General features: G+C 70.3%; 21 protein-coding genes and 4 tRNA genes. 12 read left to right on the top strand and 13 right to left on the bottom strand.

Going from position 1 to position 23662, the window contains the following annotated elements; translation table 11 throughout:
* Window positions 1-24 precede the first annotated feature (24 nt).
* Window positions 25-99, top strand: a tRNA-Asp gene (locus OG574_RS25230).
* A 175-nt stretch (window positions 100-274) separates the two neighbouring features.
* A complete protein-coding gene (locus OG574_RS25225; protein ID WP_326775055.1) occupies window positions 275-475 on the top strand; it encodes a DUF6274 family protein in 201 nt (66 codons plus the stop codon).
* Window positions 476-1032: 557 nt separating this feature from the next.
* Here OG574_RS25225 and bldC read toward each other — a convergent pair.
* Complete coding sequence (bldC, locus tag OG574_RS25220; protein WP_003949541.1) at window positions 1033-1239, bottom strand: developmental transcriptional regulator BldC; 207 nt, start codon at window positions 1237-1239, stop codon at window positions 1033-1035.
* 468 nt (window positions 1240-1707) lie between these two features.
* Window positions 1708-2553, bottom strand: coding sequence for a hypothetical protein (locus tag OG574_RS25215; protein WP_100598954.1), 846 nt, complete (start codon window positions 2551-2553; stop codon window positions 1708-1710).
* Window positions 2554-2773: 220 nt separating this feature from the next.
* Here OG574_RS25215 and OG574_RS25210 point away from each other — a divergent pair, with 220 nt between their 5' ends.
* On the top strand, window positions 2774-3865 hold the full coding sequence (locus OG574_RS25210; RefSeq protein WP_326775054.1) for a Leu/Phe/Val dehydrogenase: 1092 nt from the start codon (window positions 2774-2776) through the stop codon (window positions 3863-3865).
* A gap of 289 nt (window positions 3866-4154) precedes the next feature.
* On the top strand, window positions 4155-4412 hold the full coding sequence (locus tag OG574_RS25205; protein WP_116512208.1) for a DUF3073 domain-containing protein: 258 nt from the start codon (window positions 4155-4157) through the stop codon (window positions 4410-4412).
* A gap of 126 nt (window positions 4413-4538) precedes the next feature.
* Here the strand turns inward: OG574_RS25205 and purM are convergent, their stop codons facing one another.
* The 8 genes from purM to purS form a co-directional block, all read right to left on the bottom strand.
* On the bottom strand, window positions 4539-5612 hold the full coding sequence (purM, locus tag OG574_RS25200; protein WP_326775053.1) for a phosphoribosylformylglycinamidine cyclo-ligase: 1074 nt from the start codon (window positions 5610-5612) through the stop codon (window positions 4539-4541).
* Between the two features lie 34 nt (window positions 5613-5646).
* On the bottom strand, window positions 5647-7173 hold the full coding sequence (gene purF / locus OG574_RS25195) for an amidophosphoribosyltransferase (RefSeq protein ID WP_326775052.1): 1527 nt from the start codon (window positions 7171-7173) through the stop codon (window positions 5647-5649).
* 338 nt (window positions 7174-7511) lie between these two features.
* Window positions 7512-8312: an META domain-containing protein gene (locus tag OG574_RS25190; RefSeq protein WP_326775051.1), complete on the bottom strand. Its 801-nt coding sequence runs from the start codon at window positions 8310-8312 to the stop codon at window positions 7512-7514.
* A 52-nt stretch (window positions 8313-8364) separates the two neighbouring features.
* Window positions 8365-9159: a maleylpyruvate isomerase family mycothiol-dependent enzyme gene (locus tag OG574_RS25185; protein ID WP_326775050.1), complete on the bottom strand. Its 795-nt coding sequence runs from the start codon at window positions 9157-9159 to the stop codon at window positions 8365-8367.
* A 48-nt stretch (window positions 9160-9207) separates the two neighbouring features.
* Window positions 9208-10446, bottom strand: coding sequence for a hypothetical protein (locus OG574_RS25180; protein WP_326775049.1), 1239 nt, complete (start codon window positions 10444-10446; stop codon window positions 9208-9210).
* Between the two features lie 165 nt (window positions 10447-10611).
* The gene (purL, locus tag OG574_RS25175; RefSeq protein WP_326775048.1) at window positions 10612-12861 is read right to left on the bottom strand and encodes a phosphoribosylformylglycinamidine synthase subunit PurL; all 2250 of its coding nucleotides are present in this window, start codon (window positions 12859-12861) and stop codon (window positions 10612-10614) included.
* A complete protein-coding gene (gene purQ / locus OG574_RS25170) occupies window positions 12858-13541 on the bottom strand; it encodes a phosphoribosylformylglycinamidine synthase subunit PurQ (RefSeq protein WP_100598946.1) in 684 nt (227 codons plus the stop codon). The genes purL and purQ overlap by 4 nt, the downstream gene beginning before the upstream one ends.
* Window positions 13538-13804, bottom strand: a complete 267-nt coding sequence (gene purS / locus OG574_RS25165) for a phosphoribosylformylglycinamidine synthase subunit PurS (RefSeq protein WP_100598945.1) — start codon at window positions 13802-13804, stop codon at window positions 13538-13540. The genes purQ and purS overlap by 4 nt, the downstream gene beginning before the upstream one ends.
* A gap of 328 nt (window positions 13805-14132) precedes the next feature.
* Between purS and OG574_RS25160 the strand changes: the two genes are divergently transcribed.
* From OG574_RS25160 to OG574_RS25125, 8 genes are all read left to right on the top strand, one after another.
* Window positions 14133-14474, top strand: a complete 342-nt coding sequence (locus tag OG574_RS25160) for a histone-like nucleoid-structuring protein Lsr2 (RefSeq protein ID WP_326775047.1) — start codon at window positions 14133-14135, stop codon at window positions 14472-14474.
* A 110-nt stretch (window positions 14475-14584) separates the two neighbouring features.
* A tRNA-Gly gene (locus OG574_RS25155) sits at window positions 14585-14656 on the top strand.
* 79 nt (window positions 14657-14735) lie between these two features.
* Window positions 14736-14811 (top strand) — tRNA-Gly (locus OG574_RS25150).
* A 155-nt stretch (window positions 14812-14966) separates the two neighbouring features.
* A complete protein-coding gene (locus tag OG574_RS25145; RefSeq protein ID WP_326775046.1) occupies window positions 14967-15938 on the top strand; it encodes an ABC transporter ATP-binding protein in 972 nt (323 codons plus the stop codon).
* Window positions 15935-16744 (top strand): ABC transporter permease, encoded by an 810-nt coding sequence (locus OG574_RS25140; protein WP_398376067.1) that lies wholly within the window; start codon window positions 15935-15937, stop codon window positions 16742-16744. Before OG574_RS25145 ends, OG574_RS25140 begins: the two co-directional genes overlap by 4 nt.
* 17 nt (window positions 16745-16761) lie before the next feature.
* Window positions 16762-18021: a sensor histidine kinase gene (locus tag OG574_RS25135; RefSeq protein WP_326775045.1), complete on the top strand. Its 1260-nt coding sequence runs from the start codon at window positions 16762-16764 to the stop codon at window positions 18019-18021.
* Window positions 18018-18626 carry a response regulator transcription factor gene (locus OG574_RS25130; RefSeq protein ID WP_100598940.1) on the top strand — a complete coding sequence of 203 codons (609 nt, stop codon included), beginning with the start codon at window positions 18018-18020 and terminating at the stop codon, window positions 18624-18626. Before OG574_RS25135 ends, OG574_RS25130 begins: the two co-directional genes overlap by 4 nt.
* 23 nt (window positions 18627-18649) lie before the next feature.
* Window positions 18650-18725 (top strand) — tRNA-Gly (locus OG574_RS25125).
* A 57-nt stretch (window positions 18726-18782) separates the two neighbouring features.
* Here OG574_RS25125 and OG574_RS25120 read toward each other — a convergent pair.
* The 3 genes from OG574_RS25120 to OG574_RS25110 all read right to left on the bottom strand — a co-directional run bounded on the left by OG574_RS25120 (window position 18783) and on the right by OG574_RS25110 (window position 23402).
* Entirely contained in the window at window positions 18783-19679 is an 897-nt protein-coding gene (locus OG574_RS25120; protein ID WP_100598939.1) for a phosphoribosylaminoimidazolesuccinocarboxamide synthase, read from the bottom strand.
* A 113-nt stretch (window positions 19680-19792) separates the two neighbouring features.
* On the bottom strand, window positions 19793-21334 hold the full coding sequence (locus tag OG574_RS25115) for a N,N-dimethylformamidase beta subunit family domain-containing protein (RefSeq protein ID WP_326775044.1): 1542 nt from the start codon (window positions 21332-21334) through the stop codon (window positions 19793-19795).
* A 202-nt stretch (window positions 21335-21536) separates the two neighbouring features.
* The gene (locus OG574_RS25110) at window positions 21537-23402 is read right to left on the bottom strand and encodes a hypothetical protein (RefSeq protein WP_326778609.1); all 1866 of its coding nucleotides are present in this window, start codon (window positions 23400-23402) and stop codon (window positions 21537-21539) included.
* Window positions 23403-23662 lie beyond the last annotated feature (260 nt).

The raw sequence follows: 23662 nt of genomic DNA, 5'->3' as shown, positions 1-23662 counted from the left end.
AGCAACACCAAGTGCCGCAAGCAAGGTCCTGTGGAGCAGTTTGGAGTGCTCGCCACCCTGTCAAGGTGGAGGCCGCGGGTTCAAATCCCGTCAGGACCGCACGTAAGACTGAGGCCCGTATCCCGCAAGGGGTGCGGGCCTCAGTCGTGTGTGCGCCCGCCCGTGAGGCCCGGCCTTGCGCGTCCGTGCCTCCGCGCCCCGCCCCCGGGCGTCTTGACTGTGTCCCGCTCCCCCGGTACTCAGACAGCAGGGATTCCCGACCCGGAGGTGACGCATGGCGGCATCCGCCCGGCACGAGACGCGCGCTCTGCTGCGTGCCCACCTCTCCGCCGCCTCCGGCTACCGCCATCTGACCCGGCACTGCCCCGTCTGCCACCAACTCCTGCGCCTCGCCCTGGAGCCCGGCAGAGAGCCCGCAGGAGGCCGCGAGAGGGACCGGGGGGCCACGGAGGACGAAAGTCCCTCCACCGCATGACCAAAGGCGCCGGACGGCGGCCCCAACTGGTGGGAGCCTGGGGGAGAACGACGGACACCGCCACGCGAATCCCCTCTAACCCAAGGGCCTCGCCAGCAACAAGTGTTCGAGCGTGTGACGGGCATCACGGGATCAGTTTTGGAAACAGCGTTTCTTACACCCGCCCTACAACACCTCAATTTAATATGTGCAATTGCACCACCCTCAGGACCCGCCGGGGCACTCCCGAAGGCTCACCCCGCGACCCCTCCGACGGACCTCTCCGGCGACCCGCCGAGCACCCGCCGGCGCTCCCCGGCAGACCGTCACCGGCGCTCCATCAGGGACCCACAGGGCCGCCCACAAAGCCACGCACAGGCACCCCACAGGCCGCCCGACCCGCACGGATCCGCGCATAAAAAAATCGCGCTGGACCCGGCGGAGTCCAGCGCGATCGACGACGCACCCTTGAAGCATGAGCAGGCGTGGGCCTGTTGGGGCAGACCCGCGTCGTGTGGAGCTATAGGTTGGGCGCGAAAAGGGCTAGAGGGCCCGGAACGCCCGTTTTATTCAGTTGTTCAGGCCTCGCTGCGCTGCTGCGGAATGCCCGCGAGCAGTGCGCGAACCTCCGCCTCGCGGTAGCGGCGATGCCCGCCGAGCGTGCGAATCGACGTGAGCTTGCCAGCCTTTGCCCAGCGCGTCACCGTCTTCGGGTCGACGCGGAACATCGTGGCGACCTCAGCCGGGGTCAGCAGCGGCTCGGCATCAGGGGTGCGAGCGGTCATGAGCGGCCTCCTCGGGAGAACCGAACCTTCTCGGTTCATTCCTCTAAATTCTGCACCTTGACCCGCGTTGCCCGAAATGGCGGACGCGAGTCGAGTCGGTTATAGGACGAACGGCTTGTCCTCGGCACTACAACTACACCATCCGTCCAGCCGCGTCGGCCAAACCGATGGAATTGCCCTCCCAGGTGTTCATCAGCGACGGAAGCCGATGGACCATGCCATAGCGGACAGTCACGCCACTGTGACGATCAGTCACAGTGGCGCCAGGAGTCACGAGACCCCCCATAGCGTGCAATGCTGAGATTCCGGCTGAACGCGGACGAAAGCAGCCGGCAGGAGCCCTCCCCGGACTCCTTGTCCTATTTTGGCACGAGGGGGGGCGATGGACGCAAGGGAGAAGTAAGTGCGGTCCATCACGCTTGAGGCAAAAGCCCGGTTCAGGACCTACGTCCCCGCACGTCTGTCCGGTCAGTTCGCGAACTGCCGGTCCCGCACCGCACGCCAACGTTCCATCAGCCGCGCGTACGCCGCTTCTGCACCGTCACCATCACCGCGCCGCAGCGCCTCGATCCCCTCCGCCACGTCCGCAGCGGAATGATCACCATCCAGATCCTCCGCGGACAAGGCGTGCACCAGGCCGCCGTAGTCGAGTTCGACGAATGAACGCGGATGGAACTCTTCGAGCCAGCGCCCCACATCCACCAGGCCGTCGATCAGCGGCCCCTCGTCCATCGTGTCCCGCAGCGTGCGAAGCCCCCGCGCGACCCGGCGGCGCGCCTGCACCATCGGCGTGCGGTAGCGCAGCACCGGCGCCTCGCCGTCCGCGGCCCCCTTGCCGTACTCGCGCTCCTCGTCCGCGACGAGCACGAACCAGTTCAGCGGGATCTGCCAGGTGGACGTGCGGATCCAGGGGCGGGCGTCGGGGTTGCGGGCCAGCCAGCGCTCGTAGTCCGCGGCGGACTGCCGGCGGACCACCGGCGGGAGCACCGCGTCCAGCACGGGGGTCGGCAGGCGCCCCGGCAGCTCGTCCAGCGCCTGCCAGCCGCGCAGTCGCGTGCGCCAGGGACACACGCACACCACACCGTCCGTCTCGATGACGAACGCGTCGTCGCTCTCGTGGACCGGCACGGGCACCGGCGGGGTGGGCAGCAAGTCGGCCAGCGAGCGGCGCAGTTCGTCCTGGTAGGAGGGGCGCTCGCGGCGCTGCGCATAGCGCTCCCAGTGGCTCCGCTCGGGCTCGGGGAACGCCGCGAGGGGTTCGTACACGCGTAGATACGACGCGTAGGGCACGGTCACCGAAGACACCTTGGGCACGGCTGCTCCCTCCCCCGGCCTGCGCCTGGAAAACACTGCAAATCGTCCCATGGCCGAAGCTGATCGCACCTGGCCGGACACGCGAGTACTCCGGGAGAGGGTGATCCCCGGCACTGCGCATCTGGCGGCTCGGCGCAGGCTCTAGTCTCTTGCCCAACGGGACCCGCCACCCGTACGGGCACCGTCTCCAACCGCCGCTACTTGACCGGGAGTCACCACAGTGACCGACGTAACCGGCGCCCCTGCCGATGTTCTGCACACCCTGTTCCGATCGGATCAGGGCGGCCATGAGCAAGTCGTGCTCTGCCAGGACCGCGCCAGTGGCCTCAAGGCCGTCATCGCCATCCACAGCACCGCCCTGGGCCCCGCCCTCGGCGGCACCCGCTTCTACCCGTACGCGAGCGAGGCGGAGGCCGTCGCCGACGCCCTGAACCTCTCGCGCGGGATGTCGTACAAGAACGCCATGGCCGGCCTCGACCACGGCGGCGGCAAGGCCGTGATCATCGGTGACCCCGAGACGATCAAGAGCGAGGAACTGCTGCTCGCCTACGGCCGCTTCGTCGCCTCCCTCGGCGGGCGCTACGTGACGGCGTGCGACGTCGGCACCTACGTCGCCGACATGGACGTCGTCGCGCGCGAGTGCCGCTGGACGACCGGGCGCTCGCCCGAGAACGGCGGCGCCGGCGACTCGTCCGTGCTCACCGCCTTCGGCGTCTTCCAGGGCATGCGGGCCTCCGCCCAGCACCTGTGGGGCGACCCGACGCTGCGCGACCGCAAGGTCGGCGTCGCGGGCGTCGGCAAGGTCGGCCACCACCTCGTGGAGCACCTCCTGTCGGACGGTGCCGAAGTCGTGATCACGGACGTGCGCGAGGAGTCCGTACGCCGGATTCAGGACAAGCACCCGTCCGTCCGGGCCGTGGCGGACACCGAGACGCTCATCCGTACCGAGGGTCTCGACATCTACGCTCCGTGCGCCCTGGGCGGCGCGCTCGACGACCACTCCGTCCCCGTCCTCACTGCGAAGATCGTCTGTGGCGCGGCCAACAACCAGCTCGCCCACCCGGGCGTGGAGAAGGACCTCGCCGACCGCGGGATCCTCTACGCGCCCGACTACGTCGTGAACGCCGGCGGAGTGATCCAGGTCGCCGACGAGCTGCACGGCTTCGACTTCGACCGGTGCAAGGCCAAGGCGACGAAGATCTTCGACACGACGCTGGCCATATTCGCTCGTGCGAAGGCGGACGGGATTCCGCCGGCCGCCGCGGCCGACCGGATCGCCGAGCAGCGCATGGCGGAGGCCCGCCGCCGCTGACGTTCGGGGTGCCCGGGAGCGGCCCGGCGGCGGATGCGGGAGACAAGACTCACGCCCGTCGGCGGGTCGCCCGCCAAGAAGAGGTTAAAATCGCAGCTGACCAGCGAGGACAGGGCACCTTGCTGGTCCTGCGCCCAGGCGCGTCCTGCGGGCGACGTACCGTATGGCCGCGGGAGCAGGTACCGTGGAAGCCCTAAGGACGGGTCTCTCTGCGGAGAGCCCGTTCGAGATCATGAACGCGTGTCAAGACTCTGGGGCCGTCGAGCCCCGTCACCGAGGGGGTCGAGCCATGGGGCGCGGCCGGGCAAAGGCCAAGCAGACGAAGGTCGCCCGCCAGCTGAAGTACAGCAGCGGCGGGACTGACCTGTCGCGTCTGGCCAATGAGCTGGGCGCTTCGACCTCGAATCAGCCGCCGAATGGCGAGCCGTTCGAGGACGACGACGAGGAAGACGACCCGTACGCCCAGTACGCGGATCTGTATAACGACGACGAGGATGACGAGGACTCAGATGAGTCCGGTCCCTCGTCGCAGCGCCGCGGCGCTTGACCTCGCAGTCCTGCAGTCTGCAGTCCAGCAGTAGTTCTTCGCAGTTCTCGTTTTCGTAGCAACTGCACTTCACCCGGTCCGGGGTGGTCACACCGCCGGACCGGGTTTTGTGCTGCCCTGCGGGCCTTACTTGCTGTAGTCACCCGTGAGCGCCGCGCCCGTGCTGTGCTCGCCGCGCTCGGTGATCTCACCGGCGACCCACGAGTCCACGCCGCGGTCGGCGAGCGTCGCGAGCGCCGAGTCCACCGCGTCCTGGGGGACGATCGCCATCATGCCGACGCCCATGTTCAGCGTCTTCTCGAGCTCCAGGCGCTCGACCGCGCCGGCCTTGCCGACGAGGTCGAAGATCGCGCCGGGCGCCCACGTGGAGCGGTCCACGGTGGCGTGCAGGCCGTCCGGGATGACCCGGGCCAGGTTGGCCGCGAGGCCGCCGCCCGTGATGTGGCTGTACGCGTGGACGTCCGTGGTGCGGGTCAGCGCCAGGCAGTCCAGCGAGTAGATCTTGGTGGGCTCCAGAAGCTCCTCGCCAAGCGTGCGGCCGAGCTCCTCGATGTGCTGGTCGAGCTTCAGGTTCGCGCGGTCGAAGAGGACGTGGCGGACCAGCGAGTACCCGTTCGAGTGAAGGCCGGAGGACGCCATGGCGATCACCGCGTCACCCGTACGGATACGATCCGGGCCGAGCAGCCGGTCGGCCTCCACGACGCCGGTGCCGGCGCCCGCGACATCGAAGTCGTCCGCGCCGAGCAGGCCCGGGTGCTCCGCGGTCTCGCCGCCGACGAGGGAGCAGCCGGCGAGGACACAGCCCTCGGCGATGCCCTTCACGATCGCGGCGACACGCTCGGGGTGCACCTTGCCGACGCAGATGTAGTCGGTCATGAACAGCGGCTCGGCGCCGCACACCACGATGTCGTCCATGACCATCGCGACGAGGTCGTGACCGATGGTGTCGTACACGCCGAGGCGGCGGGCGATGTCGACCTTCGTGCCGACTCCGTCCGTGGCGGAGGCGAGCAGCGGACGCTCGTAACGCTTGAAGGCGGAGGCGTCGAAGAGGCCGGCGAATCCGCCGAGACCGCCGAGGCCGGCGACCTCGGGGCGCTGCGTCTTCTTCACCCACTCCTTCATCAGTTCGACGGCGCGGTCGCCCGCTTCGATGTCGACGCCCGCGGACGCATAGCTGGCACCAGGTGTCTCAGACATGGCTTGAGAACTTTCGTGTCGTACGACGGGGGTCTTACGGGCGACGGAGGGCGTCGGTGGCGGCGGTGTTCGCCGGGCCTGCCGCGAGCTCGGTCTCCAGGAGCTGCTTGCCGAGCAGCTCGGGGTCGGGAAGGTCCATCGGGTACTCGCCGTCGAAGCAGGCGCGGCAGAGGTTCGGCTTGTCGATGGTCGTGGCCTCGATCATGCCGTCGATGGAGATGTAGGAGAGGGAGTCGGCGCCCAGGGACTTGCCGATCTCGTCGATCGACATGCCGTTGGCGATCAGCTCGGCGCGCGTCGCGAAGTCGATGCCGAAGAAGCACGGCCACTTCACAGGGGGAGAGGAGATCCGGATGTGGATCTCGGCCGCGCCCGCTTCGCGGAGCATGCGGACCAGGGCGCGCTGGGTGTTGCCGCGCACGATCGAGTCGTCGACGACGACCAGGCGCTTGCCCTTGATGACTTCCTTGAGCGGGTTGAGCTTCAGCCGGATACCGAGCTGCCGGATGGTCTGCGAGGGCTGGATGAAGGTCCGGCCGACGTACGCGTTCTTGACCAGTCCAGCGCCGAACGGAATGCCGGAGGCCTCCGCGTAACCGATCGCGGCGGGAGTGCCCGATTCCGGCGTCGCTATGACCAGGTCGGCCTCGACCGGTGCTTCCTTGGCGAGTTTGCGGCCCATCTCCACGCGGGAGAGGTACACGTTCCGCCCGGCGATGTCGGTGTCGGGGCGGGCCAGGTACACGTACTCGAAGACACAGCCCTTGGGCTTCGCTTCTGCGAATCGGGAGGTGCGCAGGCCGTTCTCGTCGATGGCGACGAACTCGCCCGGCTCGATCTCGCGCACGTAGCTGGCGCCGCAGATGTCGAGGGCGGCGGACTCGGAGGCGACGACCCAGCCGCGCTCGAGCCGGCCGAGGACCAGCGGGCGGATGCCCTGCGGGTCGCGGGCCGCGTAGAGGGTGTGCTCGTCCATGAAGACGAGGGAGAAGGCGCCCTGAACATCCGGAAGGATCTTGGCGGCGGCTTCTTCGATGGTCAGCGGCTTGCCGTCGTCGTCGACCTGGCCCGCGAGGAGCGCGGTGACGAGGTCGGTGTCATTGGTCGCCGCGAGCTGGGTGTTGCGGCCGTTCTCCTTGGGGAGGGCCGCGACCATCTCGGCGAGCTGCGCCGTGTTGACCAGGTTGCCGTTGTGGCCGAGCGCGATCGAGCCGTGCGCGGTGGCACGGAACGTCGGCTGGGCGTTCTCCCACACGGAGGCACCGGTGGTCGAGTAGCGGGCGTGACCGACCGCGATATGACCTTGGAGAGAGCTGAGAGAGGTCTCGTCGAAGACCTGGGACACGAGGCCCATGTCCTTGAAGACGAGAATCTGGGAGCCATTGCTCACCGCGATTCCCGCGGATTCCTGACCTCGATGCTGGAGGGCGTAGAGCCCGAAGTAAGTCAGCTTGGCGACCTCTTCACCGGGAGCCCAGACACCGAAGACGCCACAAGCGTCCTGGGGGCCTTTCTCGCCGGGGAGCAGATCATGATTGAGTCGACCGTCACCACGTGGCACGCCTCCGAGTGTAGGCGAGATCGACCACTGGTCCGAATTGACGAACGTGATCCCGCGCCTGGTCGAGCCGGTGGCGCCCGCCCGTGAAGCCTCCGTCCGGGGGTGCGCCGGCCTCCGCCCACCCCCTTCCGCCTGTCCCGGCCATTCGGCGCGATCATGATGCTGACCTGGTTCTTCGTGTGCTACGGGCATGGCTGGGCGGGCTCGGGTGCGGCGCCGGCGGCGGGTGCAGGGCGGTGGGCGCCAGTGGGGGCGGCGCCGGGCGCGTGGGCGGTGGCGAGTGTGACGGAATTCGCTGCGGAGGCGGGTGCGGGGTGCGGGGTGCGGGCGCTGTCCGGTCAGTCCCGGCCCGCTCCCGCCGCGGCGCCGGTTCCGTCGGGGGCCGTTAGCGTGAGGGTGCGGCCCCGGACCTCGTACGACAGTTTCTGGGCGAAGAGCTTCAGGAGGGCGCGTTCGGTGTCCATGCGCGGGCCCTGGCAGAGCATGCGGGTGGTGACGGGCCTGCGGAGCGTGAGGTGGCCGTCGCGGAACTCGGCCTTCGCGCGGAAGCGGTTGCAGCCGAGGTTTCCGGTGGCGGTGCCGTCCTGGCCGTCCTTCTCGAAGGTCATCTTGGCGTGGCCCGCGACCTCCTTGGGCAGTGAGATCGCGACGTCGTCGGAGAGCAGGCTCGTGACGGTCCACTCGGTGCCGGTCAGCGGGGCCGGACGGTCCTTGACCAGGGCGATCGTGTCGCCGTCGTCGGTGGTGAGGGTGAGGTGGTCACCGTCGGTCCTGGCCGTGTTGCTGCCGGCGATGGCGCGGCTGAAGGTCTTCTCGAAGTCCCGCTGCTTCTTGTCCATGCACATCGACATCGTCACGGTGCTCCTGCCGATACGGATCGTGTCGCCGTCGATCTCGGCCTCCGCGTCGAAGCGGTTACAGCCGTTGTTGCCGCGCGCCCGGTCCGCCGAGGGGAACTCCACGTAGGTGCTCCCGGGGGCCTGTGTCGTGGCGCCGTCGACGGTGACGCTCTCGACGTTCCAGCGGACCCCGGTGACGGGCGTACCCCCGACGGACACGGTCTGTGATCCGCACGCTGCGACGGCCGCGAGGGGCAGGAGCGCGGCCAGGACGGTGAGGTTCCGGGATTGCTTGTGCATGGCGGTTGGACGGGCGGGACGGTCGGATCGGTTCCCCCGATCCGCCATCGGGTCAGCTCATGAGGGGCAGCAGCTTGCTGAGATCGGCCCGCTCGCCGCTCGCGCTGACCTTCGCGTCGTCCAGGGCGGCGCGCCACTCGACGCGTCCGGTGGCGAGGCGGATCCAGGTGAGCGGGTCCGTCTCGACGACGTTCGGCGGGGTGCCGCGGGTGTGGCGGGGGCCCTCGACGCACTGGACGACGGCGAACGGCGGGATCCGCACCTCGGTCGACGCGCCGGGCGCCTTCACGGCGAGGGCGTCGGCGAGCAGCCTCGTACAGGCGGCGAGCGCCTGACGGTCGTAGGGGACATCGAGTCCGGGCAGCGCGTCGTTCAGGTCGTCGGTGTGGACGACGAGTTCGACGGTACGGGTGACGAGGAAGTCGGCGAGAGTCATGGCGCCGAACCGCGTGGGGATCAGGCGGGTGCCGGGGGCCTCGGCCAGGGACTTCTCGATACGGGCCGTGGTACGCGCGAAGAGTTCCTCGGGTGTGGCGCTCGCGGCGAGCTCCCGGGTGCCGTCGGCGATGGCGGCGGACTCGGTAGCGGTCCCCGACGGCCAGTCCAGGAGCGGGAGTTCATGCTTGGCCGGCTCGGGCATCTCCAGCCCCCTGACCACCGCGCCGACCGCCATCGTGAAGTGCGCCGCCAGCTCCCGCACGGTCCAGTCATCGAGCCGGGTCGGGGCGCTGAGCTGCTCGGGCGTGAGGCTCGCCACTGCATCCCGTACGAGGGCGAACTGTGCGAGCACCGCCGTCCGGGTCTTGGCGGAGTCATAGGAGCGGGCGCGCTTCTTGGCCGGTGGCATGGGGGGAGCCTATGCCGCGACCGGCATGCGTTCTTCGCGAACGTGGGCCTAGGCCGCATCGGGGTCCGAGTGGAACGTCGAGGCGGCGGGGAACTTGACCTGCGAGCAGCCGCGGCGCTCGGTGACGTCGGTGACGTAGGCCCGGAAGACCTTCTCGAGGACGGGGGTCATCAGGTCGTCGTAGCCGTAGGCAACGGTCATGGTGTGGATCTGCGGTCGCCCGTCGCACTCGGATGAGGCCCACCAGACCGGCTCCTCGCTGCTGCGGCCCGCCTTGCCCGGTTCGGCCTCGTCCGCGGGCTCGTCGTAGTCGGTGCGGCTGAGCCTGATGGTTGTGGCTTCCTCTCCCGCGTAGGTGTGGAGGGAGACGAAGTACTGGCCCGGCCGCTTCGGGCTGATGAGGTGTTCGTGATCCTTCGTCCCGGCCAGCCAGAGCGACCGGGCGCGGCTCCCGCTGAGGACGAGGCCGCAGCTCTCGTCCCACAGCCTGTCGTCCGTGCGGCTCTGGAGGACCTGGTCGGGGAGCCCCGGCCGGCGGGAGAAGCCCGCCTTCCCGTACCAGGCGCAGGTACCGTCCGCGCGCGCTGCCGGGACCGGACCCTCGGTCAAGGCGGGGATGTCCGCCGGAGGATCGGGCAGCCGTTCGGCGCAGCCGAGCCGCTCGGCGAGACGGTTGGCCATGGTGACCGCGGCCTTCGCCAGCGTCTGCCGGTCGTGCGCGCCGAGCTGGCCTTTCTCGGTGAAATGCGGGCCAGGATCCATCAGTTCGGCCCGCGCCCACAGGTCCGTGACCGGCACTCCGTTGGACCGTCCCTTCGGGCAGGGGAGTTGGACCATGACCCCCGTGTCCCCCACCACGCCCGCCACACCGCCGCCGAGCGGCTGGACGGGGTAGGTGGGGTCGCCGTTGAAGTCCACGAGTTCTTCCAACGGGTCGTCGGTGACCACAGACTGTTCCGGCAGCGCACCCACCGTGCCCGTGAAGAACCACCGTTCGCCGCTGCTGGTGCCGTGCTTCTCGCCCGCCTCGGTGCTGAAGATCTCGCAGTCCTGCGGCAGGCCCGCGTCGAGTTCGATCGTCCCCTCGTCCGCCTGTCGGTGCGAGAGGGTGCCGCCAGCAGGCGAGAGCGCGAGCACCCGCCCGGCCGGCACGATCCCCGCACAGGCCTCGTCGATCTGGTGCCGGCCCTGCCAGACCTGCCAGATCTCGCGGCCGCTCCACCCGATCCCCGCCACGGCGACCAGACACAGCAGTACGTTGACGGATTTGCGCACACGGCGCGGCACGTCCACCGCTCCTCCACCCCCGGATCCCGGCCCGCGAGTCATCGAAGCTACCAGCAGGGTGCGTGCGGGACGGCGCCTCACGCCTGCCCGTGGGGCTCTCAACGCGAAGGCCCCACCCGGCAGTTACAGCCGGGTGGGGCCTTCGCGTTCGTACGGGGACGATCGTCAGGCCAGCAGCGCCGGGATCGTCGCCTCGTGGGCCTCGCGGAGTTCCGTGAGGGAGAGGGCGAACTCGCCCTGGAGGTCGACCGTGTCGCCGTCGACCACGCCGATGCGGGTGGCCGGGAGGCCGCGTGCGCCGCACATGTCGGTGAAGCGCAGCTCCTCGCTCCGCGGGACGGCGACGACCGCGCGGCCCGCCGACTCGGAGAACAGGAACGTGAACGCGTCCAGGCCGTCGGGCACGATGAGCCGCGCGCCCTTGTCGCCGAGCATCGCCGACTCGACCACGGCCTGGATCAGACCGCCGTCGGACAGGTCGTGCGCGGCGTCGACCATGCCGTCGCGGGACGCCGAGATCAGGATGTCGGCGAGCAGCCGCTCCCGCTCCAGGTCGACCTGCGGCGGCAGACCGCCGAGGTGGTCGTGGACGACCTGCGACCAGGCCGAGCCGCCGAACTCCTCACGGGTGTCGCCGAGCAGGTAGAGGAGCTGGCCCTCTTCCCTGAAGGCGACCGGCGTGCGGCGGGCGACATCGTCGATGACACCGAGCACGGCCACGACCGGCGTCGGGTGGATCGCCGCCTCGCCCGTCTGGTTGTACAGCGAGACGTTTCCGCCGGTCACCGGGGTGCCGAGGATCTGGCAGGCGTCGGCGAGACCGCGGATGGCCTCGACGAACTGCCACATGACGTCCGGGTCCTCGGGCGAACCGAAGTTCAGGCAGTCGGAGATCGCGAGCGGCTTGGCGCCGGTCGTCGCGACGTTCCGGTACGCCTCGGCGAGGGCGAGCTGCGCGCCGTGGTACGGGTCGAGCTTCGCGTAACGGCCGTTGCCGTCGGTCGCGATGGCGACGCCGAGCCCCGACTCCTCGTCGATGCGGATCATGCCCGAGTCCTCGGGCTGCGCGAGGACGGTGTTGCCCTGCACGAAGTGGTCGTACTGCGAGGTGATCCACTTCTTCGACGCCTGGTTGGGCGACGCGACCAGCTTCAGGACCTGGTCCTTCAGCTCCTCCTTGGAGGCGGGCCGCGGCAGCTTGTTCGCATCGTCGGCCTGGAGCGCGTCCTGCCACGCGGGGCGGGCGTACGGGCGCTCGTAGGTCGGGCCCTCGTGGGCGACCGTGCGCGGGTCGACGTCGACGATCTTCTCGCCGTGCCAGAAGATCTCCAGGCGGTCGCCGTCGGTGACCTCGCCGATGACGGTCGCGATGACGTCCCACTTCTCGCAGATCTCGAGGAAGCGGGCGACCTTCTCCGGCTCGACGACCGCGCACATGCGCTCCTGCGACTCGCTCATGAGGATTTCCTCGGGCGAGAGCGTGGAGTCGCGCAGCGGTACGTCGTCCAGCTCGACGCGCATGCCGCCCGAGCCGTTGGACGCCAGCTCGCTGGTGGCGCAGGAGATTCCGGCGGCTCCGAGGTCCTGGATGCCGACGACGAGCTTCTCGGCGAACGCCTCCAGGGTGCACTCGATGAGGAGCTTCTCCTGGAAGGGGTCACCGACCTGCACGGCGGGACGCTTCGAGGGCTTCGCGTCGTCGAAGGTCTCGGAGGCCAGGATCGAGGCGCCACCGATGCCGTCACCGCCCGTACGGGCCCCGTACATGATGACCTTGTTGCCCGGTCCTGACGCCTTCGCGAGGTGGATGTCCTCGTGCCGCATGACGCCGATGGCGCCCGCGTTGACCAGCGGGTTGCCCTGGTAGCAGGCGTCGAAGACGACCTCGCCGCCGATGTTCGGCAGGCCCAGGCAGTTGCCGTAGCCGCCGATGCCGGCGACGACACCGGGCAGGACACGCTTGGTGTCGGGGTGGTCGGCGGCGCCGAAGCGCAGCGGGTCCACAACGGCGACCGGGCGCGCGCCCATCGCGATGATGTCGCGCACGATGCCGCCGACGCCGGTGGCCGCGCCCTGGTAGGGCTCGACGTACGACGGGTGGTTGTGCGACTCGACCTTGAAGGTGACGGCGTAGCCCTGGCCGACGTCCACGACACCGGCGTTCTCACCGATGCCGACGAGCAGCGCGTCGGACTGCGGCGCCTTCTCGCCGAACTGGCGCAGGTGGATCTTGGACGACTTGTACGAGCAGTGCTCGGACCACATCACGGAGTACATGGCGAGCTCGGCGCCGGTCGGGCGGCGGCCGAGGATCTCCACGACGCGCTCGTACTCGTCCTTCTTCAGGCCGAGTTCGGCCCAGGGGAGCTCGACGTCGGGGGTCTGTGCGGCGTTCTCAACGGTGTCGAGGCTCATGAGGCGGCGACCAGCTTCTTGAGGATCGAGGTGAAGAAGGGGAGGCCGTCGGTGCGACCGGAGCCGACGAGCGGCTCGACGGCGTGCTCCGGGTGCGGCATCAGACCGACGACATTGCCCGCCTCGTTCGTGATGCCGGCGATGTCGCGGAGCGAGCCGTTCGGGTTGAAGCCCACGTAACGGAAGGCGACGCGGCCCTCCGCCTCCAGCATGTCCAGCGTGCGCTCGTCGGCGACGTAGCGGCCGTCCATGTTCTTCAGCGGGATGTGGATCTCCTGGCCGGCCGTGTAGTCGGCGGTCCAGGCGGTGTCCGTGTTCTCCACGCGCAGCTTCTGGTCACGGCAGATGAAGTGCAGATGGTCGTTGCCGAGCATCGCGCCGGGGAGCAGATGCGCCTCGGTCAGGACCTGGAAGCCATTGCAGATACCGAGAACGGGAAGACCCGCCTTGGCCTGGTCGACGACGCTCTCCATCACCGGCGAGAACCGGGAGATGGCACCCGCCCGCAGATAGTCGCCGTAGGAGAATCCACCGGGCAGGACGACAGCGTCGACCTGCTTCAGATCCTTGTCCTTGTGCCAGAGGGCTACGGGTTCCGCGCCGGCGAGTCGGATCGCGCGCTGCGTGTCCCGGTCGTCGAGGGATCCGGGAAAGGTGACGACTCCAATACGAGCGGTCACTTTTCTGCCCCCACCGCGGGTTCTTCCACCTTCACGGTGAAGTTCTCGATCACGGTGTTGGCGAGGAACGTGTCGGCCAACTCATGGATACGGGCGAGGACGGCATCGTCAACGGGCCCGTCAACCTCGAGTTCGAATCGCTTTCCCTGACGTACGTCGGAGATGCCCTCGAAACCGAGGCGCGGCAGTGCACGCTGCACCGCCTGGCCCTGGGGGTCGAGGATCTCCGGCTTGAGCATGACGTCGACTACGACGCGTGCCACTGGCACTCCCGGTGTGTGGTGCTGAGCAGGTCCCTTCAGACTACCCGGACAAAATTTCTACTCGCGTAGACCGTAGGAAGCTACGAGAGCCGGATCACGTTACTGCAACAGCCCCGGTGACCCCGTGGAAAATCCGGGGAAAGATTTCGGAGACCCATTGCCTCCGGACACGCGGGGGGATTTAGTCGGTCTTCACAATGCAATGCCATGCAGGGTAAAAAGGAAATGGCGAAAGCGGGCAGTTCGCCTCTGCTTTGCCCCATAACAGCCGGACAGTCGACATCGGCGCACGTCAAGGTGCAGATGTCGCACGAAGGGACCGATATTCGTGGCGCAGCGTGTCGTGGTCACTCTCTCCGACGACATCGACGGCGGAGAAGCCGCAGAAACGGTCGTGTTCGGTCTCGACGGCAAGTCGTACGAGATCGACCTGAATCCAGCCAATGCCAAGAAACTGCGCAAGGCGCTGGCTCCCTTCCTCCAGGCCGGCCGCAAGCAGACCGGCTCGGGCCGTGCGGCGTCGGGGAAGACCGTCAGGAGTTTCAAGCACACCGCGGTGTCCGCCGACCCGGCGGCCGTCCGCGCCTGGGCGCGCTCGCACAAGATGGACGTCCCGCCACGCGGCCGCATCCCCAAGCGGGTCTACGAGGCGTTCGAGGCGGCCAACTGACACCCCCGACAGCCCGCAGAGCAGCCGACTTGCGCTGCACCCCTGTTGATCAGCTAAAGTCTGGAACACGCCGAGGGGCGAGGCCGAAAGGCCGGACCTCACGGAGTCTTGCGGGTGTAGTTCAGTAGTAGAACATCCCCCTTCCAGGGGGAAGGCGCAGTGTGCAATTCCTGTCACCCGCTCTGCATCGCGTACCGACCACTCTTCGGAGTGCGGTAGGCTGGTGCTCGCGCCGATCGATGAGAGTCGATCGGAGGCAGTGCGAACGTAGCTCAGTTGGTAGAGCGCAACCTTGCCAAGGTTGAGGTCGCGAGTTCGAACCTCGTCGTTCGCTCCAGTTGAAGGCCCCGGTCCATCGGATCGGGGCCTTCTGCATGTCCGCCTCTCTCTCGTCTCCCGCGGCGCATGTCCGCGACCCGCTCTGACATTTGTCATGCGGTTCGGTGACAGCGCGCACTGCTCCTCGCCCCGGCGCCGGGAAAGGCTCGGAGCATGGAAACGAACGAGCGCGTGATCGACGTCACCGATCTGCGACGCGTGTACGGGGGCTCGTACGAGGCGGTGCGCGGAGTGACCTTCTCCGTCGCCCGCGGAGAACTCTTCGCCCTCCTCGGCACCAACGGCGCGGGCAAGACCTCCACCGTCGAACTCCTCGAAGGACTCGCCGTCCCGGCCGGCGGCCGTGTACGGGTCCTCGGGCACGACCCGTACACGGAACGCGACCTGGTCAGGCCGCGCGTCGGGGTCATGCTCCAGGAAGGCGGCTTTCCGTCCGAGCTGACCGTCGCCGAGGCCGTCCGGATGTGGGGCGGATGCACGAGCGGTGCCCGGCCCGCCGGTGAGGCCCTTGAGCTCGTCGGGCTCGAACGGCGGTCCCGGGTCCGCGTGAAGCAGCTGTCCGGCGGCGAGAAGCGGCGCCTGGACCTGGCGCTCGCGCTGCTCGGCCGGCCCGAGGTCCTCTTCCTCGACGAGCCGACCACCGGTCTCGACGCCGAGGGGCGGCGCGCCACCTGGAACCTGGTGCGCGAGCTGCGCGCCGAGGGCACCACCGTGCTGCTGACCACTCACTACCTCGAAGAGGCCGAGGAGCTCGCCGACCGGCTCGCCATCCTGCACGAGGGGCGGATCGCCGCCGAGGGCCGCGTCGACGAGGTCGTCGCCGCCCAGCCCTCGCACATCTCCTTCGAACTTCCCGACGGGTACTTCCCCGGCGACCTCCCGCCGCTCGCCGAGCTCGGCGTCAGCGGCCACGAGACGGACGGCCGCACCATCCGGCTGCGGACCGGCGAGCTCCAACGGGCCGCCACCGGGCTCCTGTTGTGGGCCAGGGACGCCCGGGTCGAGCTGCGGGGGCTCGACGTGCGCAGCGCGTCCCTCGAAGAGGCGTTCCTGCGGATCGCGCAGGAGGCGCGTACGGAAACCACGGCCGGCACGGAGTACAGGGACGAGGTGGCGGCGCGATGAGCGCGGTCGTGACGGACAGGACGAAGCCCGCGGTCACGGGCGGCACGACGGCCGCAGGGCGGATGCGGGCGCTCGCCCGCGCGGAGCTGACGCTGATCGGGCGCAGCAAGGGCACGCTCTTCACCGCGGTGTTCGTGCCGCTGGTGCTGCCGTTCAGCGTGCGCTCGTCGATCGACAGCATGGACCTGAAGGGTGCGGGGCTCACCGTCGGCTCGGTGCTGCTGCCGTCCGCGATCGGCTTCTCCCTCCTCTTCGCCGTCTACAGCGCGCTGGTCGGCGTGTACGCGGCGCGGCGCGAGGAACTCGTCCTCAAGCGGCTGCGCACCGGTGAGCTGCGGGACGCGGAGATCCTCGCGGGCGCCGCGGTGCCCTCCGTCGCCATCGGCCTCGCGCAGAGCCTCGTCCTCGTCGCCGCCTGCACGGCGTTCCTCGACGTGGGAGCCCCGCAGGCGCCGTACTACGCCGTCGTGGGGCTGCTGCTGGGGCTGGTGATGTGGCCCGCGCTCGCCGCCGTCACCGCGAGTTTCAGCAAGAGCGTCGAGAGCGCGCAGGTCGCGGCCATGCCGCTGCTGCTCCTCTCGATGCTCGGCTCCGGCACCGTCGTACCGCTCGAAGTCATGCCGGACCGTCTCGCGTCGGTGTGCGAACTGCTGCCCCTCACGCCGGTGATCACCCTCGTACGGGGCGGCTGGACCGGGGATCTCTCCGCGTACGACGCCCTGGGCGCCGTCGCCACCGCTGTGGCCTGGACCGTCCTCGCCGTGTTTGCTGTACGACGGTGGTTCCGCTGGGAACCACGGCGTTGATCCGACGGAGCGGGGACATGAGGCGGCCTGGCGCGTGGTGGCGGGGGAAGAGCACCCCGGCGAAGGTGGAGACGTACACACGGTGGTCTCTGCACTCCTTCGGGCTCGTCGAGATCTGCTGGCTCGGGCCGCTCGCCTTCGGTGAGGTGCCGGCCGCGCTCGCGTGGACCCTGTTCCTCGCGCTCTGCGCGCATGCCGTGTTCGGCGCGGTGACCACGTCCAGGGCGCTCGACTGGACGCGCGGCCGGCGCGAGCAGCCGGTCCGCCTCGTCATCGCGTACGGCGTCGTCACCGCCGTGATCGCCGTCGGGACGCTCGGCGTGATGCTGCGGGTGCCCGCGGACGAGGAGGCCGGCACCCGCACGGCGCTCGTCCTCTTCGTCGGCATCCTCATGGTCGGCGCGGGCTGTGCCACGCCCGGGCTGCGCACCCGCAGGCGGGTGATCGGCGCGGCGCTCGGCGCGTCCCTCGGTGCCGGGGCGGCGTCCGTGCCGTCCGGGCTGCCCGCGCCCGCCGCTCTCATCACGGCGGCCACCGTGCTGTTCACCACCGCGATCTTCGCGCTGACCGCCGGATTCTCCGTCTGGCTGCTGAACGCCGTCCACGAACTCGACGAGGCCCGCGAGACCAGGGCGCGGCTCGCCGTCGCCGAGGAGCGGCTGCGGTTCGGGCGCGATCTCCATGACGTGATGGGCCGCAATCTCGCCGTGATCGCGCTCAAGAGCGAGCTCGCGGTCCAGCTCACCCTGCGCGGGCGGCCCGAGGCCGTGGACCAGATGACCGAGGTGCAGCGCATCGCCCAGGAGTCACAGAGGGAAGTGCGGGAGGTCGTACGCGGCTATCGCGAAGCCGACCTGTCGGCCGAACTGGCGGGAGCGCAGGGCGTGTTGACCGCCGCGGGGATCTCCTGCGAGGTGACAGGTCCGGCCGCCGAGCTGCCCGGCCCCATACAGTCCGCCCTCGGCTGGGTCGTCCGCGAGGCCACGACGAACGTCCTGCGGCACGGGGACGCCCGGCACTGCGACATCGGCGTACGGGTGGGGCCGGACGCGGTGGTCCTGAGCGTGGAGAACGACGGGGCCGGAACGCCTGGGGCCCTGAGCGGCGGGTCGGGGCTCGCGGGGCTGCGGGAGCGCCTTGCCGAGGTCGCCGGGACGCTTGAGGCCGGTGTGGTGCCGGATGCGGACGGGATGTTCCGGGTCGTGGCCGAGGTGCCGCTCGCCGGGCCCACCGTGGAACAGCGGCGCGACGCCGCGTACGAAAGGAGCGCCGGGTGACCGTGCGCGTGCTGCTCGCCGATGACGAGCACCTCATCCGGGGGGCGCTCGCCGCGCTGCTCGGGCTCGAGGACGATCTGGTCGTCGTCGCCGAGGCCGCCACCGGGCCCGAGGCGCTCGCCATGGCCCGGGCCCACCGGCCCGATGTGGCCGTGCTCGATCTGGAGATGCCTGGCGCCGACGGTGTGAAGGTCGCCACAGCGCTGCGCGGTGAACTGCCCGCGTGCCGGGTCATGATCGTGACCGGTCACGGGCGCCCCGGGCATCTGAAACGGGCCCTGTCCGCCGGGGTGCGCGCCTTCGTGCCGAAGACCGTGAGCGCCCAGCGGCTCGCCGAGATCATCAGGACCGTGCACGCGGGAAACCGTTATGTGGACCCGGAGTTGGCGGCCGACGCGATCGCCGCGGGCGACTCCCCGCTGACCGCTCGCGAGGCCGAGGTGCTCGAATTCGCCGCCGACGGGGCGCCCGTGGCGGAGATCGCGGAGCGCGCCGCGCTCTCGCAGGGGACCGTACGGAACTATCTGTCGTCCGCCGTCTCGAAGCTCGGGGCCGAGAACCGGCACTCGGCAGTGCGGCTCGCACGGGAGCGAGGTTGGGTATAGTTGCTCTCGCGCCACGGCGCAGTGCGAACGTAGCTCAGTTGGTAGAGCGCAACCTTGCCAAGGTTGAGGTCGCGAGTTCGAACCTCGTCGTTCGCTCCACAGAAAGCCCCCGGCACCTCAGGTGCCGGGGGCTTTCGCGTAGCTGCGGCGCCGTGGTTACCAGCTGACGCCGGTCAGGCGCTCGTACGCCTCGATGTACTTGGCGCGCGTCGCGTCCACGATCTGCTGCGGAAGCGCCGGCGGCGGCTGCTCGCTCTTGCGGTCCCAGCCCGACTCGGGGCCCGTCAGCCAGTTCCGCACGTACTGCTTGTCGAACGACGGCTGGGCGTGGCCCGGCTCCCACTCGGCGGCGGGCCAGAAGCGGGACGAGTCCGGGGTGAGGACCTCGTCGCCGAGGATCAGCGCCTCGCCGTCGAAGCCGAACTCGAACTTGGTGTCCGCGAGGATCACGCCGCGCTCCCGCGCGATGTCCCGGGCCCGGCCGTAGACGGCGAGCGTCATCTGGCGCAGCTGGGCGGCGGTCTCCGCGCCGACCTGGCGGGCCACCTCCTCGTACGACACGTTCTCGTCGTGCTCGCCGACCTCGGCCTTCGTGGCGGGCGTGAAGATCGGGGCGGGCAGCTCCGAGCCGTCGGTCAGGCCCTCGGGCAGCGCGAGGCCGCAGACCGTGCGCGAGTCGTTGTACTCGACGAGGCCGGAGCCCGTGAGATAGCCGCGGGCCACGCACTCGACGGGGACCATGCGCAGCGACTTGCAGATGAGGGTGCGGCCCTGCCAGTCGGCGGGGGCGCCGGGCGGCAGCTCGGTCGACAGGACGTGGTTGGGGACCAGATCGGCGAGCTGGTCGAACCACCACAGCGACAGCTGCGTGAGCACGCGGCCCTTGTCGGGGATGGGGGTGGGCAGCACCCAGTCGTAGGCGGACATGCGGTCTGAGGCGACCATCACGAGGTCGCCCGCCTCGTTCCGGTACAGGTCCCGCACCTTGCCGGTGTGGAGGTGTACCAGGCCCGGCACCTGCTGGGGTTCGGGCTTTTCGACGAATCCGGACACGGTTCCTCCCCGTGGATATGTACGAGTGCACCTGATTCTCGCTCATACGGGGATGAGTTTTGGCCACGGGTCCGGCGGGCGGCAGCTGCGGAGACGGGTCGGGGAGCGGCTGGTCAGTCGCGTTTGCAGATCCGGTCGAGGAGGTTGGCCGTCGCGCGCTGGATCCGCGGGTCGACATGGCCGGGGCGGTCGAGGGCCGGGGACCAGGCGAACGTGCCGGACGCGAAGACCAGCGATCCGGACGGCGCCCGGTACAGGGACGTCTCCTGGTGACGCGGCGCCCGCTCGCTGTCGCGATAGGGCGAGTGGGCGAGCAGGATGCGGTCCTCGTGCTCGGGCAGCGCGGTGCGCGGGAAGTAGCGGTCGGCCTCGCCCGCGACCAGGCCGTCGATCTCGTCGCCCTCGTGCGCCCCGGTGGCCTCCCACAGCCAGTGGTCGGCGTTCCGCACGACGAGGGGGTGCGGCTCCGGGACCCGGCCCGCGTACTGGATGCCCATGAGCTGCTGCTCGGGGCGGTCGATCTCGCGCCACAGGGCGGACTTCCCGGGCGCTCTGCGCTTGTGGCAGGTGAGCAGCCGGTCCGGCACGCCGGACGGGGACGGGCCCAACTCCACCTGCCAGTACATGGTGTTGGCGGAGAGGAAGACGAGTGACGTGCCGTGCTCGCGGGCCACTTCGGTGGTGCGGCGCATCGGCGTCGACCAGTACTCGTCGTGGCCGGGGAAGACGAGGCCCCGGTAGCGGGTCGGGTCGATGCGGCCCGCGTGCAGGTCGCGGGCGTCGGCGTACGCGAGGTCGTAGCCGTACCGCTCGGCCCAGCGGATGAAGTCGTAGGCGTGGCCGACGTGCAGGGGGAGACCCGCGCCGGCGTACGGACGGTCGAAGGAGACCGTCGTCGCGGCGTCGCCCTCGCCGAGCAGTCGCCCCTCCTCGTCCCACGCGTGGTAGAGGCTCGCGCCCGTGTGCCCGTCCTCCGGATAGAGGTTGTACGCCTGCCAGGTCACGTCCGGCAGGAGCAGGAGGAGATCGGCGGGCCGGCTGTCGCGGACCGTGAAGGGGACGTGCGAGCGGTAGCCGTCGACGGTGGTGAGGACGGCCACGTACGCGCCCACGTTCCAGAACGACGGGATCTGCAGGCGCCAGGACAGCCACCAGTGGTGGCAGGAGACCGTACGGTCCGCGGTGAGCGGGGCCGGCTGGACGATGCCGGAGAGCCGCGGGCTGGTGATGATCTTGCTGGCACCGTCGCCGCCGTAGTGACCGATGCGGTAGATGTCGACGCTGAACTGCTGGGGCGGGTCCACCGTGATGTGGAAGTCGATCGCCTCGCCGGGCGCGGCCGCTCCGGTCGACGTGAAGCCCTTGATCTGGCGGTGCACGTCGTCGGCCGTGCGGGGGCCGCCGGTGCGGGGGCTGGGGATGCTGGTGGCGACGGTGCTCGCGCCGGGCTGGGGGGCGTGGTCGACGTACCAGGGGACCACCTGGCCCGTGTCGTCGAAGTAGTGCTCGCTGCCGCGCAGCCACGGCAGGGGGCCCTGGCCGAAGGGGTCGCTCACGGCGTGGGCGAGCGCGCCGGACTCCCAGCGGCGGATGGTGCGGGGTGACCGCGCGTGTTCCGGCCACTCGGCCTTCTGCCCCTCCCGTTCCGGCCCCATGCCCGCTTCCCTCCCTCGCTCCCCCGAGCCCTCGTGCGCTCCGTCTGTCAGCGACCGACCCCAGCACATCACATTACGCACGCACTCCGTCACCGTTCGTCGCGAATTGACGTGAACGGAACGTGAGCCTCCGGAGGTTGGGGGTGGACGGTGCGGATGCGAGAGGCGCGGGGTGCGGGTGTGCCGCGATTGCCGTCGCGGCCTACACCAGTCGGACCGGCTTCTCGGGGCGGATGCCGAGGCGGGTGAGCCAGGCGCGCAGGGGCTCCGGGTCTCCCTCTTCCACGAGGCTCAGGACCCGCGGGGTCAGATCCTTGGCGCGCTCGCCGTCGACCAGGAGTGAGGGGCCGTCCAGCCAGTCGAGGCCGGGGGCGGCTCCGGCCGTGTCCACGGCGGCGCAGCACACCATCGCCGTGACGTGGTCGGCCACCAACTCGCGTCCTGTGCGGGGTGGTTGGAGCGGGAAGAGCGGGAGCATGCCCTCGTCCCACAGCGCGTCGTCGGGCCCCTGGCCGGCGGCGGGCACGGGCGGGGCCGGGCGCTCACTCTCCTCGCGGGCCGACTCGGCACTGAGGCCGGCGGCGAGAAGAGCGGTGGGGGTGTCCTCGCGCTCCTCGGCGTCTTCGGGGTCCTCGGGGGCGGTGGAGTCGTCGTCGGGGGAGACGGTGGCGTCGGTGTCGGCAGCGTCGGTGAGGTCCTTGGCGGGGACGGTGGGATCTTCCCGGTCTACGGGGGCCACGGGCCCTACGGAGTCCCCGGCACGCGTCGCCGATGCGAGGTGCTCCATCACCCGGGCGAGTGTCGGGCCCTCCGGGTCGGGGGACGCGGGGTCCGCGGAGCTGCGTACGCCCAGTGCGTCGAGGACGCGGTGGAGGCGCGCCGCGTCCATGCGCCACTTACGGTCCACGACCTCGTCCGGATACTCCTGCCAGTCGACCGGCGCCCAGTCGGGGCCCGGCTCGGCGGGGCCTCCGTGGAACAGCCTGGCCGCGAGCAGCGACGCCGCCTCGTCCACCGTGCCCGGCTCCTCCAGCAGATCGCAGGCGGGCCGCTCCCCGAGCCGGGAGGCGAAGCCCTCGGCGAGGCGGTCGCGCCGGGACAGCTCGGTGAGTGCGGCGACGACGCCCACGTCCAGACGGGAGGGCCAGCGCCCCATGCGCCAGGCGGGCAGCGCGACCCGGGTGAGGAGCCGGTCCCAGCCCGCGTAGGCCAGGCCGACCTGCTCCTGGGCGACGATCCGCACGCCGTAGTCCACCGTCTGTGCGCGCTCGGCGGCGGCCGCGGCGACCCCGCGCTCCATCTCGCCGGCGTGGCCCCGGCAGCTGCGAAGGAGCAGGCGCGCGACCCAGCCGACGCAACCGAGGACCGCCCGCCCCAGCGGTCCGCGACCGGGCGCCGCAGCGACGGCGACCGCCGCGTCCAGGCCCCGCACGAAGCGGCGCGCGGCCGCTATGTCCGGGTGCGCCGACGGCCCCGTACCGGCGACGACCGGGGCGAGTACGGCGCGCAGCTCGCCCACGCGCATCCACCACAGGAAGGGGGAGCCGATGACCAGGACGGGCGCGGCCGGCACCCGGCCTCTGCCGGCGCCGCCGCCCCGGATGCCCGGGCCGTCGGCGTCACGCGGGATCCGGCCCTCGTCGTCCTTGGGTCTGGGCGGTCCGTGCGCGGGGTGCGTACGGTCCTCCAGCCAGCTGTCGCAGTCCGGGGTGAGCGCTATGGCGGAGGGGGCCGGGACGTCGAGCCGGTCGGCGAGATCACGCACCAGCCGGTAGAGATCGGGGGCCCGCTCCTCGGCGATCGGCACCGTCGGGCTGACGGCCGGACGGGCGCGGGCCACCACGAGGGCGATGCCCGCCGCGCACGCCAGGACGACCAGGGCGAGGACCGTCACGATCCACCGCACCGTCCGCCAGCCGTCGCCGGCCATGTGCCCGGTGGCGGCGCCCGCGGCCAGCACGACCGCGAAGGCCGCGGGCAGCAGGGCGACGGCCAGCGCTCTGCCGCGGATGCGCAGCACCGCGAGAGCCCGGGAGCGCGCGGCCTGCGCGCCCATCTCCGCACCCATACCGGACACGACCGATGTCACCCCCTGCTGCTTATGTTTCCTGCACCCATGGCGTTGTCCATTCCCCCACTGTGGCACCCGTCACTGACATCGCAATGCCGGTGGGCCAAGTGCCCGAACGCTTCCGCCGCACCCTAGTTGGGGCTCAAGGCATCGTCAGCCGGATGGGCGAGCGGTCACTCGATGGAATGGCTTTGGGTAGAGGTAGATGACATTCAGGCCCCTGATCCGCTTCGGATCAAGGGCCTGAGGTCCACGCA

Source organism: Streptomyces sp. NBC_01445 (assembly GCF_035918235.1).
Classification (GTDB): domain Bacteria; phylum Actinomycetota; class Actinomycetes; order Streptomycetales; family Streptomycetaceae; genus Streptomyces.
Note: the sequence above shows the minus strand (reverse complement) of the source record. Positions and strands in the feature narration are given on the sequence as shown.